The 16,275-nt window shown below is 47.4% G+C and carries 14 protein-coding genes and 1 tRNA gene; 2 read left to right on the forward strand and 13 right to left on the reverse strand.

The annotated features are described in order from the left end of the window. Positions 1 to 6 precede the first annotated feature (6 nt). From hepC to ACMUEV_RS01580, 11 genes are all read right to left on the reverse strand, one after another. Positions 7 to 969: a heterocyst development glycosyltransferase HepC gene (gene hepC, locus ACMUEV_RS01530; protein ID WP_190649611.1), complete on the reverse strand. Its 963-nt coding sequence runs from the start codon at positions 967 to 969 to the stop codon at positions 7 to 9. Between the two features lie 527 nt (positions 970 to 1,496). After that, the gene (locus tag ACMUEV_RS01535) at positions 1,497 to 3,713 is read right to left on the reverse strand and encodes a polysaccharide biosynthesis tyrosine autokinase (RefSeq protein ID WP_190649609.1); all 2,217 of its coding nucleotides are present in this window, start codon (positions 3,711 to 3,713) and stop codon (positions 1,497 to 1,499) included. A gap of 70 nt (positions 3,714 to 3,783) precedes the next feature. Further along, positions 3,784 to 4,473, reverse strand: a complete 690-nt coding sequence (locus ACMUEV_RS01540) for a glycosyltransferase (RefSeq protein ID WP_263972366.1) — start codon at positions 4,471 to 4,473, stop codon at positions 3,784 to 3,786. A 114-nt stretch (positions 4,474 to 4,587) separates the two neighbouring features. Further along, complete coding sequence (locus ACMUEV_RS01545; protein ID WP_415354687.1) at positions 4,588 to 5,139, reverse strand: IS630 family transposase; 552 nt, start codon at positions 5,137 to 5,139, stop codon at positions 4,588 to 4,590. 20 nt (positions 5,140 to 5,159) lie between these two features. Next, a complete protein-coding gene (locus ACMUEV_RS01550) occupies positions 5,160 to 5,663 on the reverse strand; it encodes a helix-turn-helix domain-containing protein (protein ID WP_415354688.1) in 504 nt (167 codons plus the stop codon). A gap of 54 nt (positions 5,664 to 5,717) precedes the next feature. Next, positions 5,718 to 6,023 carry a hypothetical protein gene (locus ACMUEV_RS01555; RefSeq protein WP_415354727.1) on the reverse strand — a complete coding sequence of 102 codons (306 nt, stop codon included), beginning with the start codon at positions 6,021 to 6,023 and terminating at the stop codon, positions 5,718 to 5,720. Between the two features lie 257 nt (positions 6,024 to 6,280). Then, positions 6,281 to 6,481, reverse strand: coding sequence for a hypothetical protein (locus tag ACMUEV_RS01560; protein ID WP_017291056.1), 201 nt, complete (start codon positions 6,479 to 6,481; stop codon positions 6,281 to 6,283). A gap of 75 nt (positions 6,482 to 6,556) precedes the next feature. Beyond that, the gene (locus ACMUEV_RS01565) at positions 6,557 to 7,318 is read right to left on the reverse strand and encodes a M48 family metallopeptidase (RefSeq protein ID WP_017291055.1); all 762 of its coding nucleotides are present in this window, start codon (positions 7,316 to 7,318) and stop codon (positions 6,557 to 6,559) included. Positions 7,319 to 7,398: 80 nt separating this feature from the next. Continuing rightward, a complete protein-coding gene (gene dnaB, locus ACMUEV_RS01570; protein ID WP_415354728.1) occupies positions 7,399 to 8,814 on the reverse strand; it encodes a replicative DNA helicase in 1,416 nt (471 codons plus the stop codon). A gap of 71 nt (positions 8,815 to 8,885) precedes the next feature. Then, entirely contained in the window at positions 8,886 to 9,344 is a 459-nt protein-coding gene (gene rplI / locus ACMUEV_RS01575; protein ID WP_017291053.1) for a 50S ribosomal protein L9, read from the reverse strand. A gap of 71 nt (positions 9,345 to 9,415) precedes the next feature. Further along, positions 9,416 to 13,342, reverse strand: coding sequence for a non-ribosomal peptide synthetase (locus ACMUEV_RS01580; RefSeq protein WP_190649607.1), 3,927 nt, complete (start codon positions 13,340 to 13,342; stop codon positions 9,416 to 9,418). 617 nt (positions 13,343 to 13,959) lie between these two features. Between ACMUEV_RS01580 and ACMUEV_RS01585 the strand changes: the two genes are divergently transcribed. Both ACMUEV_RS01585 and ACMUEV_RS01590 read left to right on the forward strand, forming a co-directional pair. Further along, a tRNA-Gly gene (locus ACMUEV_RS01585) sits at positions 13,960 to 14,030 on the forward strand. Positions 14,031 to 14,163: 133 nt separating this feature from the next. Beyond that, positions 14,164 to 14,556, forward strand: coding sequence for an SCO5389 family protein (locus ACMUEV_RS01590; protein ID WP_017291051.1), 393 nt, complete (start codon positions 14,164 to 14,166; stop codon positions 14,554 to 14,556). A 169-nt stretch (positions 14,557 to 14,725) separates the two neighbouring features. Here the strand turns inward: ACMUEV_RS01590 and ACMUEV_RS01595 are convergent, their stop codons facing one another. Continuing rightward, positions 14,726 to 15,241, reverse strand: coding sequence for a DUF3531 family protein (locus tag ACMUEV_RS01595; RefSeq protein WP_017291050.1), 516 nt, complete (start codon positions 15,239 to 15,241; stop codon positions 14,726 to 14,728). A gap of 1 nt (position 15,242) precedes the next feature. Then, positions 15,243 to 16,160 (reverse strand): Sll0314/Alr1548 family TPR repeat-containing protein, encoded by a 918-nt coding sequence (locus ACMUEV_RS01600; protein ID WP_036044956.1) that lies wholly within the window; start codon positions 16,158 to 16,160, stop codon positions 15,243 to 15,245. Positions 16,161 to 16,275: the final 115 nt, after the last annotated feature.

The raw sequence follows: 16,275 nt of genomic DNA on the forward strand, positions 1-16,275 counted from the left end.
CAGCCCCTAAAAAGCTCCGAATCCAGACAATACCTTCGGAAGTGTCCGCAATAAGATTTGAACATCACCGCGAAATGACCAATTGTGCAGATAGTCTAAGTCCTGTTGGCTCACGGTTTCTAGATCTAATTGAGTCGATCGCCCACTCACTTGCCAAGCTCCAGTCATTCCAGGGAGAGCATTCAAACGCAATTGCATATCAGCACTGAGCCGCACTGCATCATAAAGCGCCCAAGGTCTTGGTCCAACTAAACTCATCTCACCCCGGAGTACATTGATCAACTGAGGTAACTCATCAAGGCTATAGCGTCTCAGCCATTTCCCGATCGCGGTAATTCTCGGATCGTCTTCTCGCTTGTGCAGACAGTGAATCGATTGATCCGCCATGACTCGATGGTGCTGCTGATCTGCATTTATCGTCATGGTGCGAAATTTCAGCACTCGAAATAACTTGCCTCGCTTTCCGACTCGCCACTGGCTAAAGAAAATCGAGCCGGGAGAGGTCAGCGCGATCGCGAGTGCAATGACAAGCAAGATCGGACTGAGCACTATCAGACCCACTCCTGCTAATATCCAATCTGCAACGCGCTTACAACCCCAACGCCAGCCTCTGTGTTTGTGGGGAAGATACGCAGCACTCGGAAGTCGCAAATACAGGGCTTTGCCAGAAGATTCACAGGCTTCTGCCCAAGATTTAAGAGCAGGCTCTCCCAGGTCGAGATCAGCTCGCACAAGTTGTACGGTCGATCGCTTGAGGCATTCTGAAAGCCAGTTTGGATCACGAAGTGGGCGAATTGAGGAAGCGCGCTGAGTGTGATCGCTGCTCTGTCCAGCTTTTGATACAGGAGGCTGCAAGACTAAAAGTTGCTGTTGCCGCCAGTACAGAGAACACCGCAGGGTTTCTAGCTCTGACTTTTCCCAAGTCGAGCTTTGCGTTTCTTGCAAAAATAGCGGATCAAAAGTTGTCATGAGCCATCCGGTAAACTCGCGATATGCAGATCAAATCTTTGAAAGCCAATCTAGTATCAATTCGATTAATCTCTCAGAAACGTTCAGAATTTCTCTGCCATTTCCTCTACTACTCAGATAATTAATCACATTATATCTTAGTAGGTTTTGGGAGAGTTTTATCTACTTTAGGGATGATTCATTATGTTTTCTGATTCCTAAAAATTACCAGTCTAAATTCATCTTATTTATGCAGATTTCTCTCAGCAACTTTTGAATTTGCTCTATCAGCTTATTAGTGATTTTCTATACCTGAATTGACTAAAATGCTTTTTCCGATTGGCTTCTCAGAGATGAATTGATGCATTAATCACATTTTTATCTCTGTATTTATTGATTGTTCTGAATGCCATTTATTCAGAACAAATTAAATGATTTCGGGCTATGACCAAAGGCATATTCCAATTGGACTGTCACAAAATCAAGATTAAAAAAAGAACATTGAGCACTTCAAAAAATACTCAATGTTCTTAGTTTTTTACGTCTCATTAGACTGAAGCTGTGCTCGAGCGATAATAGTAACTATTGCCACTTTCTGCACAATTTGCGACGACCCCTACAAGATTGAGACGATTTAACATTCCGACAGCTTGTGCAATTTCAGATTTCTGAACATGCCCCATGCGCCCGACCAGCAGTACTCCGTCACTACAAGAAGAGGCAAGGAGTGCATCGACAATGCCAAGAACAGGCGGCGCATCTAAGATCACTAAATCGTAATGTTGCTCAAACAGAGTCATTAAGTCACGCATCCGCTTAGAACTCAGTAACTTGACGGAATCTGAAGGCGATGATCCCGCCGTGAGCACTGAAATCGGCAAATCACTATAAGTACTTGCAGGCTGAATCGCACCTTGAGTGATTGCGCGATCGCTCGTCAATAAAGTGGATAATCCATGATCGTTCGGCAACTGCAACTGTTTATGCAATCCGGGGCGACGCAAATCTGCATCGATCAGCAATACTCGCTGATGCAGACGTGCTGCACTAATCGCTAAACCCAATGCCACCGTTGACTTGCCTTCACCCGCTAACGCTGAAGTGACCACCAAAGACTTGAGCGGATCGCCATCAGTCATCAATTGCAGATTCTTGTAAATTAAATCTAATGATTCTCGAAACGGTGCCCAATGCAGAACTTGCAGCATTGAGGAATTCTCTTCAACCGCATTGCGACTAAAGGCAAAATTGGGGGTCGTCGGCATCAGTTCAGACATAGGTAGCTCTGGAACCATGCCAATTAATGGAATCGAAGCTTCTTTGGTGAGATCCTCAGAAGTCCGAATCGACTTATCAGCTGACTCGCGTAAGAAGGCTGCGACACAGCCGAGCATCAAGCCCCCCGCCGCGCCAATCAGTAGATTTCTCATCCAGCTTGGACCGACTTGCCTGCCCAACTTCGGTTGTTCGACCATTTGCCAATCAAAGCCACCTCGCGCGATCTCCAAGCTCAAGTCCTGGCGAGCTTTTTGTAATTCATCCAAGGTGTCGCGATTCAAAGTCACAAGCGGCTGCAAGCGATTGTATTCAGCAAGCAAGGATGGGAATCGCTGAAGCTGTCCTCGAAGCTGCTGCTCGGTTCGCGCCAGTTCTTGATCACGCGCTCGGGCGCCAAAGAATTCAACCTGGGCATCGGTTAAGTCGCTGGCAAACTTCAAATCGTTCTCGCCTAACTGCCCGGTTGCAAACAGGCTTTCACTCGATGCTGCGCCTGCTTCTGAACCTAAAATTCGTTGGGCTTCTTGTTGCAGCAAAGACACTTGTCGCTGTCGCTGTTCGGCAAGTTGCTGTACTTGTGGAGTATTGCTAGTAAACTTGGTTTGCATCTGAGCTAATTCCACTTCAGTCTTCTGAATCTCAGCCAGAAGCGCTTGATACTGCTTCGATTGACTCAGTCGGGCAGCAACGGTTGCTTGTCCGGGCGATCGCTGTAACTGCTGCTGTAATGCAATAAATTTCGCCCGTGAACTCGCAAGCAGACCTCGATTTTCTTGCTGGTTTTGCTGGAGTTCTTTCAACGAATCGACGAGCGATTTTGCTTGCACTTCGGGATCAACTAAATTCGAGGTGCTGCGAAATCGTTCGAGATCTGACTCTGCTTGGTTGACTTTGGCTTGAACCTCTGGAATCTGGCGATCGATGAAAGACAACCCCTTGGTCAACCGATTGCGCTGCTGTTCAAGGTTGTAGTCTTGATAAACCTTCTCTAAAGCTTTGAGAACTTCGCGCGTCTTAATGCGATCGTGGTCGATGTAAGTGGCTTCGACCAAATTTGTCGTCACACGCTCATTTCCGCGAAGCTCCTGAACTTGGGCAATGTTAAGGCGTTTTCGTAACCGATCGACATCAATATCGCTGTACCGAGGTTTCAACTGATCGACTGCGCGCTGTAAAAGTTGACCGCTCCGCATCAAGTTCACTTGAGTTGCGGCATCAGTTTCTACGTTGGGATCTGCAAAAGAAGGACGAGTATCATTGGGCGATCGTCGCTCGCGATAGTTCGACTCCACCATCAATTGCATCGTGCTGCGGTACGTCGGCGGTAAGACGGCAGTCACGCCTGCTGCCAATGCTAAAGTTCCAGCTAATGCACCGAGAAACCAAAGTTTTCGCCGGAGCAGTACGCCAAACAGCTGTCCATACCCCGGATCAGGTTCTTGAGCGTGCGGAGAAGCATTGAAGAGGGTGATATTGCTTTGCGCCACGATTACGGTACTCCATTAAATTCAAAAACTCAGGAAACTCCAAACTCTAGAAAAACCGCTCAGATCCGACTTACCCAGTGCCACAGACGTCTAAGATGAGTTGATCGACCGATTGAAAGAAAACATCTTCTGAGAACCGACTCACAGCATGGTCTCGGATCGTTTGATAGTTCCATTCCATCGATCGAGCTTGCAAAAGCGCTCGATGCAACGCGTGAGGAGTCTGTGAATTGAAAAAGACTCCGGTGATCCCAGGGATTTGGGTATCGAGCACACCGCCCTCCCCGTAAGCAATGACGGGAGTTCCACTCGCATTGGCTTCGACGGGAACGAGTCCGTAGTCTTCCAATGCCATGACAATCACCGATCGAGATTTAGACAAAAGCCGCCTGCGTTCTGCATCACTGACATGCCCCAAAAATTGAACATTCTGCATTGCACGTGCTTCTAGCGTATCGCGTTCAGGTCCATCTCCCGTAATCAATAAATTCCACCCCAACCAGTTAAAAGCTTCAACGACAACATCTAGGCGTTTGTAGCTGACTAATCGTGCCGAAGCGAGGTAAAAGTCTTCTTTCTGACTAGAAAACGCAAACTTTTGTGTATCGATCGGGCAATTGATCACTTGCGCTGGCTTCTGATAGATTTGCTCGATGCGCTGTGCCACAGTTCGAGAGTTGGCAATGTAAACATCCGGCTCTTGTGCATAGGTCAAGTCGGTCTTGCGCATTGCCCGAAAGATTTGTTCAATGACGGGCATAAAGCGGCGATAAGCGGTGTATTCGCGCAGATAGGTCTTCGTGTCCCAGAGAAATCGCGTGATGTTATGACAAAAACAAATGTGCTTTGCATCGGGGCGCTTTCTGATACCAAATCAAAAAATTCCTGCGACAGATAGTGCATCTACGATAAAGCTAAAACCAGTCACAGAAGCAACCGTTTCAGTCGTTAAATCGGCAATCAGTCCATCTACCTTGGTTTGTAGCTGAGTCAGATTTTTGAACAATGCCCAACGCAAATCCTTTTTCAAGTGCTGCCACAATCGCTCAATCGGATTTAACTCCGGGCAATACGGCGGTTGAAACAGCAAGATGATGTTGTCGGGAAGAATCAGGTCTTTGGCTTTGTGAAAGGCTCCGTTATCCACTTGGAGAATGTTGAGACTATCGGGATAGACTTGAGAAAACTGGTCGAGAAAAAGCTGGTAGCAGTCACTATCGACATGCGTAAATTGCAAGAAGAACTGCTCTCCGGTCGTCGGTTCCACGGCTCCATAAATCCAGAAGGCTTTGAACTGCCATTGCCAACTGCCAAGCGGTTTGACTCCCAGGCTTGTGATCAACCGTCCGACGGTCGTTTTCAAGCCAAACCGACTTTCATCTTGAGCAAAGTAGCGCAGTCGCTTAAATTCCGGTTTGGCGATCATCGCATACTGCTTGAGCAGAATTAGGTCATCGCTGAGGTTTGCTTAAATGCCTCCAGGGCTTCGGGATTCTGCTTGGCATGAACTGGACGAGCGGCTTTCAACTTTGCCCCCAAGCGATATCGCACCAGATGATGCACCGTGGCATACTCAGCTTGGACGTTCAAATTGTCGGATAACCACTGCTGCACTTGGGTATAGCTTCCAAAGCCAGTTTCAGGGTCATCTAAGCGCTGCTTTAAGCTCTTGACTGCCCAAGCCGGAATAACTTGCGGTCGTCCTGGACTTTGCCGGGTCTCCAGCAAGCTGGCAAGTCCAGTGCTACGGTACTGCTTCAACCAGCGTTGCACACTCCCACGGTTCCGTCCGACGACTTTTGCAATCTCGCTAATGCTCAGAGCATTCGGTAACTTCAGCAAGTACAACACTTGCAACCGCTCCTTTAGGTTCGGATTCGATTGCTGTTGAATCAGAGCTTCGAGTTCTGCGACTGTTTCTTGAATTTTGATGCGAGTCACGCCTGCCATTGCTGTTTTTCTCCACCCGACAGAACCTATTCTCTCATTTGTTACTCTGTTTTTTCAATTTGGTATGACACCTTTTGCAAAGCTGGTTGTGCTGCTGATAATTAAGTCATATTCGCGCAAATCGAGTGCCCGAAATGCAGAGTAATAAAGGGGGGCAAGCAGTTTGAAGTAGCGAGAGGCTTGGGGGATTTTTTGCAAATAGGTTGTGAAAACTTCGCGATCGCCAAAGTCGATCGACGCTTCCGGCTCATATAGCGATGTAAAGATATCTGCATCCGGATAGCGCTTGCACAGCATCTCAAAGACCCGCTCTGCACCACCTTTTTGCGTTAGATAGTCATGAACTAGGGCTACTTTCATTACACGCCAGATAAGACAACAAGCAATCTGAGAAGCCAGCGCATTCAGAAGTTCAAAGTGTTGATCGTGGAACAATATTGCCAAGCGGAGACGGGCGAGCATCTCTACTTAGCGTGAATGCGCGATCGTCACGAAATGAACTAGCACGGCAAAGTTACGGGCTGAAGCCAACTGTAAATTTATCATGAAGCTTGATTCATCCTTCCTGTGATAGAGATCACTTATTGTCAAAACCTAGGTCTAAAGTCATGGTTGCGTTAATCTTCTTCCAGCAAATCGTCTCTAAGATCGCCGGGTTCATTCAACATTTCCGGCGTGACAGCGGGGTTTTCAACGAGTTCTCTGGGATCGGCATCTGTGCCACCTCGGTAAACGAGATCATCGGGATTGACAATCTTCTGTTTCTTTGGAGGGGTGTCGTTCGTTGGACTGGGCAGACGTTCAGTGGGTTCGGTCATGTTCGATGACGGGGATGAAGAACCTCCGCATCGTATAAAGTTCGAGTCGGTTTCATCCCCTATCAAAAGAGCGACTTATTCCTTGATTCCACTCGGTTCTAACCATCCGGGGACATAGTGACTCGAGCGTCGGAGTTCTTGGTCGATCGCTTTATAGGTGGGATCTTTTTCCTGTACAAGTGCCCAGAATCGCGGCGAGTGATTGAGATGGATGGTGTGACATAGCTCATGCACAAAGACATATCGCACAAGTGCCGGGGGCAAAAATAATAGTTTGTAGTTCAAGCTGATGTTGTATTGTTGCGAGCAGCTTGCCCAAAGAGTTTTTTGTCCGCGAATCGAGGCTTTGTGAAACGGAAGTTCTAGCTCTTGGCTGACTGACCAGAGCCAGGGCACGAGCCGCTGATACGCTTTATGGGCGAGCCACTGTTGGAGTAGTGCTTTGCAGAGGTCTTCGTTGTGAGTACTGCCGCGCAAGATCAGGCGGGATTTGCCCTTTTCAGTCAGAGTGACCCGCGAGAAGCCAGTTGGCTGATAGTCAATCTCCCAAGTTTGGTCGATCGCTCTGAGGATCATTTGCTCTGGCAAAGGCGGGCAGGGGTCGATCGACAATTGCTGCCGTTGGGCTTCGAGCCGTCCAATCGTGCGCTCGATCCAACTTTGTTTGGTATGCAAAATTTCCGGGATACGGCTTTGGTCAAATCCGCGAGGAATGATGACTTCTAAGCCGCCCTGCACCGTCATTTTTAGGCTGACGTGTTTTGCTTTAATGCTTTCTCGAACTCGATACTTGGGGAGTTCCACAAGCTGACCAGTAATCAGTCTTGACTCAACCATTGGTAGGCGTGATAGCGATTCCGAATCTGTCACTTATCTTACTGGATTCTCACGGATTTGAATCAGTAAGTTGGCGGGTTTTATTCGTAGGTCGATCGATTCGAGACCGCAAGATTCAAGAACTTAGTAAATTGTGGCTCAAAGAGCAGTTTGATCGTTCCAGTGGGTCCGTTGCGATGTTTAGTAATCAGCACTTCTGCAATGCCGCGATCGGGGGTGTCTGGGTTGTAATATTCGTCGCGGTAAAGCATCATCACAAGGTCGGCATCTTGCTCGATCGAACCACTTTCGCGCAGATCTGACATCATTGGGCGTTTATCAGCGCGAGCTTCTACACTTCTACTTAATTGCGAGAGCGCAATGACGGGCACGTTCAACTCACGAGCAAGACCTTTTAAGGCGCGTGTAATTCGAGACAGTTCTTGAACGCGATTTTCACTGCCATTCCCTTCCATCAGTTGCAGGTAGTCAATGAGAATCATTCCGAGTGCGCCGCCTTGCTCAGCTTGCAGTTTACGAGCGCGAGATCGCATTTCGACAACGCTGATATTGGGGGTATCGTCAATGAAAATTCTTAAATTGGAAAGTTGCCCGATCGCATTGCTCAAAGGCTCCCAATCGTGTTGAGCAATTCTTCCCGATCTCAATCTTCCACTCTCAATTCTTGCCTCACTTGCGAGTAAGCGCTGCACGATCTGCTCTTTCGACATTTCTAAGCTAAAGACAGCGACAGGAAGCTTGTATTGAGCAGAAATATTTCGCCCCAAACCCAGACAGAAGGCCGTTTTTCCCATTGACGGGCGACCTGCAACGATGATCAGATCCGATCGCTGAAAGCCTTGAGTTTTGCCATCGAGATCATAGAAACCGGAAGCGAGTCCCGGTAGAGCCATGCCTGCCGATCGTTCTTCAATTTCTGAGAATGTCTTTGTCAAAATATCCGAAGTCGGAACTAACCCTTGATTCGGTCTGACTTGGGTAATGCTAAACACCTTTTGTTCAGCTTCATCGAGAATTTTTTCTAACTCTTTCGAGGTTTCATGCCCTAAATGTGAAATCTGATGTCCAGCACTGATCAGCCGCCGCCGCAAATATTTATCAATCACTAACTGTGCATATTGATCGATATTGACAGCACTCACGGTGCGATCGACGAGTTGCACCAGTTTTGACTGCCCGCCCACTTTGTCTAAAAATTCTCGATCGATTAACCAAGTCGTCACACTCATCAAATCGGTCGGCGATCCCTGCTGATGCAGTGCGACACATGCTCGATAAATCTCCTGATGCGCACTACTGTAAAACATCTCGGTTTTCAGAATATCCAGCACGCGCGTAATCGCTTCAGGATCAAGCAAAATTCCGCCTAAAATTGACTCTTCAGCTTCTAAATTTTGGGGCGGAATCCGATCGTTTGCAGGTTGAAAACTAAACTCTTGAACCATGATGCGGGGGCGGGTAGAAGGAGCGCGAATGTATTGAGGGGTTGAATCCAATCAAAAACTGCGGATTCAACCCCCCAATATACAGGCATTTCTAATCTTAGCAAGTTTTTAGTATTTAAGTACTAGCTTGCAACAACTCGAATCACGACTGCAGAAGTCACGTCGGGGTGCAATTTCACGTGAGCGGTGTATTCTCCAATCTTGTGAATTTCCGGCAGTGTAATCGTGCGGCGATCGACCTCTTGATTGGTCTTTGCTTGGATTGCATCTGCGACATCTTGGTTCGTTACGGTTCCGAAGATCGCATCGTTTTCACCGACTTGTTTCGCAATATCAAATCCGCCAGCAGCTTCGATCGCTGCCGAGATTTTGAGCGCTTGCTGTTTCAATTCAGCCAAACGTTGTTCTTCCAACTCACGACGACGTGCGACCTGCTTGAGAATTCCAGGGTTGACGTTCGTTGCTTTTCCTTGGGGTACGAGATAGTTTCTTGCATATCCCGGCGCGACTTCGACTAAGTCTCCCATCCGTCCTAATTTGCTTACGTCCTGCGTCAGGACGAGCTGAATCCGCTTCGCCATAATAATTTGTTCTCAGTTTTCAACTATTTCCGCACAAATATTCCATTGTACCGGAGAGCAGGCAAATTGGATCATACAGCTTTTGGGGGCGGCAGCAGATGAGCAATTTTTTTGACGAGTTGCGCGATCGCAGATCTGTCGATACAGGTGACATGATCTCCCGGCAAAATATGTACCGTTAATTTGTCTTCTGCCAGCATTCGCCAACTGACCCAGCGATCGGGCGGATCAAGCTCATCTTCCGACAGAAATAATTGCACGGGAAATGCACTGGGGCGGGGACGGTAGCGCTGAGCGATGCGATCGTACTGGGGATAGCGCGGGTCAATGCTTTGTGTCACCGTTTCCAGTATCCCAAACAGCATTCTTCTCAAGACTAATTTGATGCTCCAAGTTGCTTTTTTGAAGAAAAGCCAAGCTCGATCGACAAAATTTAGCGATCGTATCTCTATCCCATAAGCATTCCAGCGTGTCAGGAGTTCAAGCAACAACTGCAATTGGGGAAAGTTGTGGAGCACAGACAGCCACTTGGGCAGCGTCACTAAATTTCCAGGTCCAATCAAGCCGAGTAGGGCAACCGATTGCCCTTGAGCATGAAGTTGTTGAGCAATTTCATAGGCGACGATCGCGCCCATCGAGTAGCCCAAAAGGTAATAGGGACCTTCGGGTTGTAATGTCTGCATTTCTCGAATCGCATGGCTTGCCATCTGTTCGAGTGTTGTTTTTCGAGTCATGGCTATTTCTTGAATGCCATAAATGGGCACGCGCGGATCGAGATGTGCCCGTAAGCCCTCACATACTCGAAAGGTTCCCAGTGCTCCTGGAATACAAAATAACGGCGATCGCTCAGGTTCTCCTGCCTGAAATCGAATCAAATCGGTTGACAAATCAGGAGGTTCACCTGTGATCGCGGTTGCTAATTGCCGAATCGTCGGTGCTTGATAGAGCAGTGACATTGATACGGATTTGCCTACAACCTGCTCGATTTTTGCTGCCAACCGCAGCATCAAGAGCGAATGTCCGCCCAGATCAAAGAAGTCATCATCTAATCCAATCGGTTCAACCTGCAACGCCTCTTGCCAAATTTGAGCCAGTTGACGCTCTAGTTTCGTTTCTGGTAGAGCAATCTCTCTGGTCGGCACTGACGGTGCAATTTTTAGCAGTGCTTTGCGATCGACTTTCCCGTTTGGGGTCATTGGAAAAGTTTCTAATTCCACAAACGCACTCGGAATCATGTAGCTCGGAAGTCTTTGCTTTAAGAACTGCTGCAATTGCGTAGGTTCAACACAGGCTTGAGGAATCACATAAGCGATGAGTTGCTGATTTTGGGCAAGCACGATCGCAGTGGTGATTGCAGGATGTTGCGTGAGTTGAAATTCGACTTCTCCTAGCTCAATCCGAAATCCTCGAATCTTGATCTGATCATCATTTCTGCCTAAATATTCAAGCTTGCCGTCTTCGCGGTATCGAACTAAGTCGCCTGTTCGATACAGTCGAGTTTTCGGCAGTCCGGGAAACTGATGTTCGATAAATCTTTCTCTGGTCTGTTCAGGACGACGCAGATAGCCACGCCCAACGCCTACTCCTCCAATCCACAGTTCTCCAGTGACCCCAATCGGAACAGGCTGCATCCGCGCATCTAAAACATAAGTTTGAGTATTCGCGATCGCACTGCCGATCGAAAGTTCCGCTTGATCGAATCCTGAACGGAGCGGATCGTAAAGTGTGGCAATCACCGTTGCTTCCGTTGGTCCATAGGTATTGATCCAGCGTGGATGCTGTCCAACTTTTTCGAGCCAGGTCAGATACGTCGATCGCGAGGCTTTCTCTCCACCGACAACGACTAATCGAACGGTAGACGTTAAGTGCAAATTCAGTTCTGCCAGCGCATAGACAATTTGATGCCACAGTGCGGTCGGTAGATTGAGGACTGTAATTTGATAGGTTTCAATGAATTGTAGAAACTGCTGAGTGGAGAGCAGACAATCAGGAGACCTTAGAACTAACCTTGCACCGCACATTAAGGTGGGAAAGATTTCTTCGATCGCAATATCAAAACTCAACGCAGAAGCTTGTAAAACGCGATCGCTTGCTTGCAATTCATATTCCTGGATCACCGCAAAATGATGATTCACCATACTCTGATGCTCAATCATGACGCCTTTCGGTCTTCCGGTTGAGCCTGATGTGTAAATGACATACGCTAAATCGCTAGGCTTAACGTTGCTCTGAATTGCTGCTGAACTGAACGATCGAATTTCGTTCTGTGCAATCTCGACATCAATGACAGGCGAATCGATTTCAGTCATTGGATTTTGCTGCGTTAAGAGCAGTGTCACTTGAGCATCTGAAATCAGTAAGGCTAAACGCTCTTTCGGATAGGTTGGATCAAGTGGAACAAACGCCCCGCCTGCTTTGAGAATGGCGAGAATTCCCACAATAAAGTCAATCGATCGCGGCATACAAATGCCAACTAAACTTTCAGACTGAACCCCTTTTGCTTGTAAGTAACGGGCAAGCTGATTCGATCGCTGTTCGAGTTCCTGATAAGTTATCTGGTCTTGATCAAACTCGATCGCGATCGCATTCGGTGTCTTTGCAGCCTGAACTGAGATCAATTCATGCACACAACCTGATGGAAAAGACTGTGCGGTTGCATTCCACTCTACAAGCAGTCGATGCTGTTCCTGAACGGGCAAGATTGCAAGGTGAGAAATCCGTTCTTGGGGATTGTGAATGATGCTTTCGAGCAATGTCTCAAACTGCTGAGCCATGCGCGCGATCGTGCTGTCCTCAAACCGATTGGCATTGTATTGCCAAACAACATTAAAGCGATCGCCTGCCTCGACCACTTGCAAATCGAGATCAAAGGTTGCTCCACCTTGATGCTCTAGTAAATACGGTTCGAGGTGCAACCCCTCACCGAGTTGATTCAACCAACGATGCTTCTGCCAAGTAAACGTCACCGAGAACAACTCTTCCCGCTGCTGTTTGACGAGCTCTTGAAACGGCATATCCTGATGAGCTTGTACCTCGGTGACACGTTGATGTACCTGCTGCAAAAGCCTGTCAAATGATAGTTTTCCTTGTATGGGCACTCTCAAAGGAAGCATATTTGAGAAGTACCCGATCATCTCGCGAAATTGCTCCTCGCCCCAACGTCCTGCCATCGCAGTCCCGATCGTTAAATCAGTGAGCTCTGTATAGCGATAAAGCAGCACTAGAAAAGCAGTCAATACAACTCGATAGAGGCTATACCCTTGAGCCTGAGCCAGAGATTTCAGGGCTTGAACGAGTTGCTGAGGCATCGGAAACGACTGAATGCCGCTTTGCTCAGTCTGTAGAATACGGGGCTTACTCGGCAGATCAAGTTGAGGTCGATCGCCTGCAAGTTGATGTTGCCAGAAGTCAAGTAAGTCTTTTGCGTGATCGCTTCTCAGCAGTTCCGTCTGCCACTGAACATAGTCAGCATAATCAAACTGTTGCTTCTGCAAAGGTTGCGCATGATAAAGTTGCTGCCATTCCTGAATCAACAGATCAAATGTCCACATGTCTCCTGCAATGTGGTGCATCGTGATCACTTGAATCTGTTCTTGCGGGCTGCATTCAAACAGGCTGACTCGAATCGCGGGTTCTGTTTCGAGTCGAAAGGGTTTTGTAGTTTCAGCTAAGATCTGGCGCTTTAAGGTGGACTCTCTCCAGTCAGAAGCCTGGATGTACCGTAGAGGAATTCTGCCTGGAGCAATGATACGTAGGGGTTGCCCTTTAAGGTCGAGGTAGCGCGATCGCAAAATTGCATGTGCCTCAAAAAGCTGCTGCCAAGCCTGTTGCCAAGCATTGAAATCAAACTCGCCTCGAATGCGAACGGTTTGATAAATGTTGTAAGCACTGCTTTCAGGAGCGAGTTGGTACAGAAACCAGAGTCCTTGTTGCTGCTGCGAGAGCGGATACCCAGATGAAACTTGGGTCGATGAATCGGCTACAGTCAAACTTTGCATATCTTAATGTGGGCAGGTCAATTCAAGGATGGTTTCCAGGCTGCACATCACACTGAGCGCTCTCACAAATCTGCACGATACACACATGAGACTGCTCCTCATCCAAAACGATAGGAGACTTCTTTGCGAACGTGAATTGATTAAAAACTTGCGTATGCCCTAGGTGTGAATGCTTGCCCCTGGTAGACTGGCATACCCTGATAATGTGAAACCCCAATCTGTTGATAGCGAAGCTCAATGAAATGAGGAATCTAATTATTGGGGATCATAACAAGATTGTAATTTCCTCGTCCATAGTATTAGCAAAGTGTCTGTTTCTACTGAATTGAGTCTTCGTGCAGCTGAACTTTTGGCTCAGTGAAACGATCAAAGCAGGTCGGTCACAGCCCAGACGAATCCCTCAATCCCTCTAGATAAAAGGGGGATAGCCAGTTCCATCTTGAACAATTCAAATTTCTTATGGTATTGAAAGTCTAGACTCAATGCATTGCAATATACTGTCGAGTAAGAGGTGCACTTCCTTGAGCAACAAAAGTCTGAAATCTGAAAAGAAATTTGAAAAGATTGTTGTTGAAATTGCTAAGAAGAGATGCTATTCTAATTAAGCGCCGAAACGTGCGGGCATAGTTTAGTGGTAAAACACCTGCCTTCCAAGCAGGATATCCGGGTTCGATTCCCGGTGCCCGCTTTTGCAAGTTAGAAGCTTCTGAGTGACTCAGAAGCTTTTGTTGCGTTTAAATCACGTCTCGTATTTTTGTAATGATAATTGTTCTCATTCTCTGTGTTAGAATCACCTAGCTTTTAGCGAAAGGAGAAAATAGATGTCCCTAGATGTGAGTGCAGAATTGGTGCAACAGGCGGAAATGGATACGATCGACGAATCTGCTTTTGTTGAAACGATTCGTCAGTCATTGCCCTACGCTTGGGGAATCGTTGAAACACTGGTCAAGGAGATCGAAGCAGAAAACCTAGGCTGGTCAAATCATGCGATCGCGCCGCCCAACGAGCAGGCGCGAGGACAATTGTTACGCATGGTCGGAGGGGATGCAATTCGGGGCGCAGTCGAATCGCATTTCAATATCAAGCTTGCCTTTCAAAACTGTCACAACTTGGCTGTGTTTCGCCGCGATCGCGATACAGCGACTGCCTATGCAGAATTCACCTCAATTCGCAGTCAGATTTTGAATCAAACTCCTGAACTGAAGGATTGCTAAACCACATGCTAAACCTGAAAAAGCAAGGAATGCCCGTCACGATGATTACGGAATTCCTAGGCAGCAGTAAAACAACTTTGCTAAATCAAAATTTCAGGCATTCCTAGATGAGCAGCAAATTCAGCAAAACCTGACACAATGCTGCTATGAATTGCAGATTGCAACGTGACTAATTGCGCTGATTGTCTTCCATTACGAATCCTGCACCACTGCCTGGAACGCGCCAGTCTTCATTCTCTCCACCGACAATCACTCGATCGAGGGTGACGAAATCCTTGCTCAGTTGGCGGAGGGAATTGAGCAAAATGTCTATCGCGATCGCATCACTGGTTCCGAGATCAAACCAGCAGCGTCCCCAATTGCCCTCATATTCAAAATCGCTCATATTGTGCATGACTGCCATCATGCTGTTATCTGCAATACTTTCGTCGTAGGGCATATAGCTGACTTCTAGCCCGACATCTTGGACTTGCAGATTTTCCGCATTAAAACCGCCCAGTTTTCCGAGGAAAAACCAGGAACTAAACGTCTCTTCTACATACTGCTTCTCCATTTCAGAAGGCACAGTATTAAACTCAATCCAGATCCAGACGTTAAACGGATCAAATTCTCGAAACTCAACACGCATAAAAGATTCAGAATTCAGGCAGGGTAAAAGTTGAACTGCCTGAATGCCAAAATTCATTCTAGCGTCCGCTCAGGCGTTGTTGAACTCGGTTGAATTCTCGCTGAATCTGGTTTGCCGTGGCTGGCGGAAGCTGAGCCTTTTTATTCAAGGCTTTCTGGAATAAAGGCACGCTTTCATTTAAGCGCTCCTGCCGCACAAAAATTTGCGCTTTCAGATAGCTCAATTCAGGATTATCCGGAGCCGCTGCGATCGCGCGATCGATCGCCTGCATCGCTTTATCAAACTGTTTGAGATCTCGATATCCTACTGCCAAACCGCGATCGGCAACATAACGCGGTTGAGCCGTTTGTTCGAGTCGAGCGATCGCATCTTTTGGACTGGATAACGGCAAACTCAAATTCGTTGCTAGTGCCAAATCGATCATGCCTTTGACCAGATTTAACTCAGGATCTTTGGCATCAATGCGTTCTGCTGCGTCTAAATACCCAAATGCCTGCTGAAGACTACCCAGAATTCTCGGAACACCGTTGACTGTGCCTTCTGTTGCAGCAATATAACCGCCATCTAGAATTGTGCCTGCTGCCATGTAGAGATTGCCTCGCAGCGGGTCAGATTTCAGTAATGCCTGTGCAACGGTGCGAGTTTGATCTGCATTTGCCTTAAATTCACTGAGCAAAGCTTGTTTACGTCCCGCATTCGATTCGCCTTGAAAATTCATGTACGCAATCATCGCTTTCATTGCGAAAGCAAGCGGCTCATTTGCATCTGCCTGACTGAGAATTTTCTGTGCTTCGGTGTAATTGCCTTTCTCAAACATTGCCCGAAACGCCGATTCTGTTTGCGTGCTAATGGCGCGGGGATTGGTTGTTCTAAACGGATCTTTCGCGAGCGACGGACTCGCTAACATTCCCATCATTAATGCTGCTGCACTTAGACTTTGAGCCAGCCGACTCGATACCCACTTCACCATAACCATATGTTTGATTTCTCGATGCAATCAGAGCTTTAACTGACGATCTTATGCGATCGCAAGTTCCACGCAAGTTTCACAGGTAGCATTCCACAACTGTGTAGGTTGAGCGCGTGTCCTT

Origin of the sequence: Leptolyngbya sp. FACHB-1624 (assembly GCF_047649235.1) — a bacterium.
In the GTDB taxonomy this organism is placed as follows: Bacteria; Cyanobacteriota; Cyanobacteriia; order Leptolyngbyales; family Leptolyngbyaceae; genus Leptolyngbya; species Leptolyngbya boryana.

What these genes read in the sequence shown, in the direction of transcription:
- ACMUEV_RS01595 (WP_017291050.1), bottom strand. Translation starts at nt 15,241, where the DNA reads ATGAATTTTGGCATTCAGGCAGTTCAACTTTTACCCTGCCTGAATTCT.
- ACMUEV_RS01580 (WP_190649607.1), bottom strand. Translation starts at nt 13,342, where the DNA reads ATGCAAAGTTTGACTGTAGCCGATTCATCGACCCAAGTTTCATCTGGG.
- ACMUEV_RS01550 (WP_415354688.1), bottom strand. Translation starts at nt 5,663, where the DNA reads ATGGCAGGCGTGACTCGCATCAAAATTCAAGAAACAGTCGCAGAACTC.
- ACMUEV_RS01600 (WP_036044956.1), bottom strand. Translation starts at nt 16,160, where the DNA reads ATGGTTATGGTGAAGTGGGTATCGAGTCGGCTGGCTCAAAGTCTAAGT.
- ACMUEV_RS01555 (WP_415354727.1), bottom strand. Translation starts at nt 6,023, where the DNA reads ATGAAAGTAGCCCTAGTTCATGACTATCTAACGCAAAAAGGTGGTGCA.
- ACMUEV_RS01540 (WP_263972366.1), bottom strand. Translation starts at nt 4,473, where the DNA reads ATGCCCGTCATTGAACAAATCTTTCGGGCAATGCGCAAGACCGACTTG.
- ACMUEV_RS01545 (WP_415354687.1), bottom strand. Translation starts at nt 5,139, where the DNA reads ATGATCGCCAAACCGGAATTTAAGCGACTGCGCTACTTTGCTCAAGAT.
- ACMUEV_RS01590 (WP_017291051.1), top strand. Translation starts at nt 14,164, where the DNA reads ATGTCCCTAGATGTGAGTGCAGAATTGGTGCAACAGGCGGAAATGGAT.
- ACMUEV_RS01565 (WP_017291055.1), bottom strand. Translation starts at nt 7,318, where the DNA reads ATGGTTGAGTCAAGACTGATTACTGGTCAGCTTGTGGAACTCCCCAAG.
- rplI (WP_017291053.1), bottom strand. Translation starts at nt 9,344, where the DNA reads ATGGCGAAGCGGATTCAGCTCGTCCTGACGCAGGACGTAAGCAAATTA.
- hepC (WP_190649611.1), bottom strand. Translation starts at nt 969, where the DNA reads ATGACAACTTTTGATCCGCTATTTTTGCAAGAAACGCAAAGCTCGACT.
- ACMUEV_RS01560 (WP_017291056.1), bottom strand. Translation starts at nt 6,481, where the DNA reads ATGACCGAACCCACTGAACGTCTGCCCAGTCCAACGAACGACACCCCT.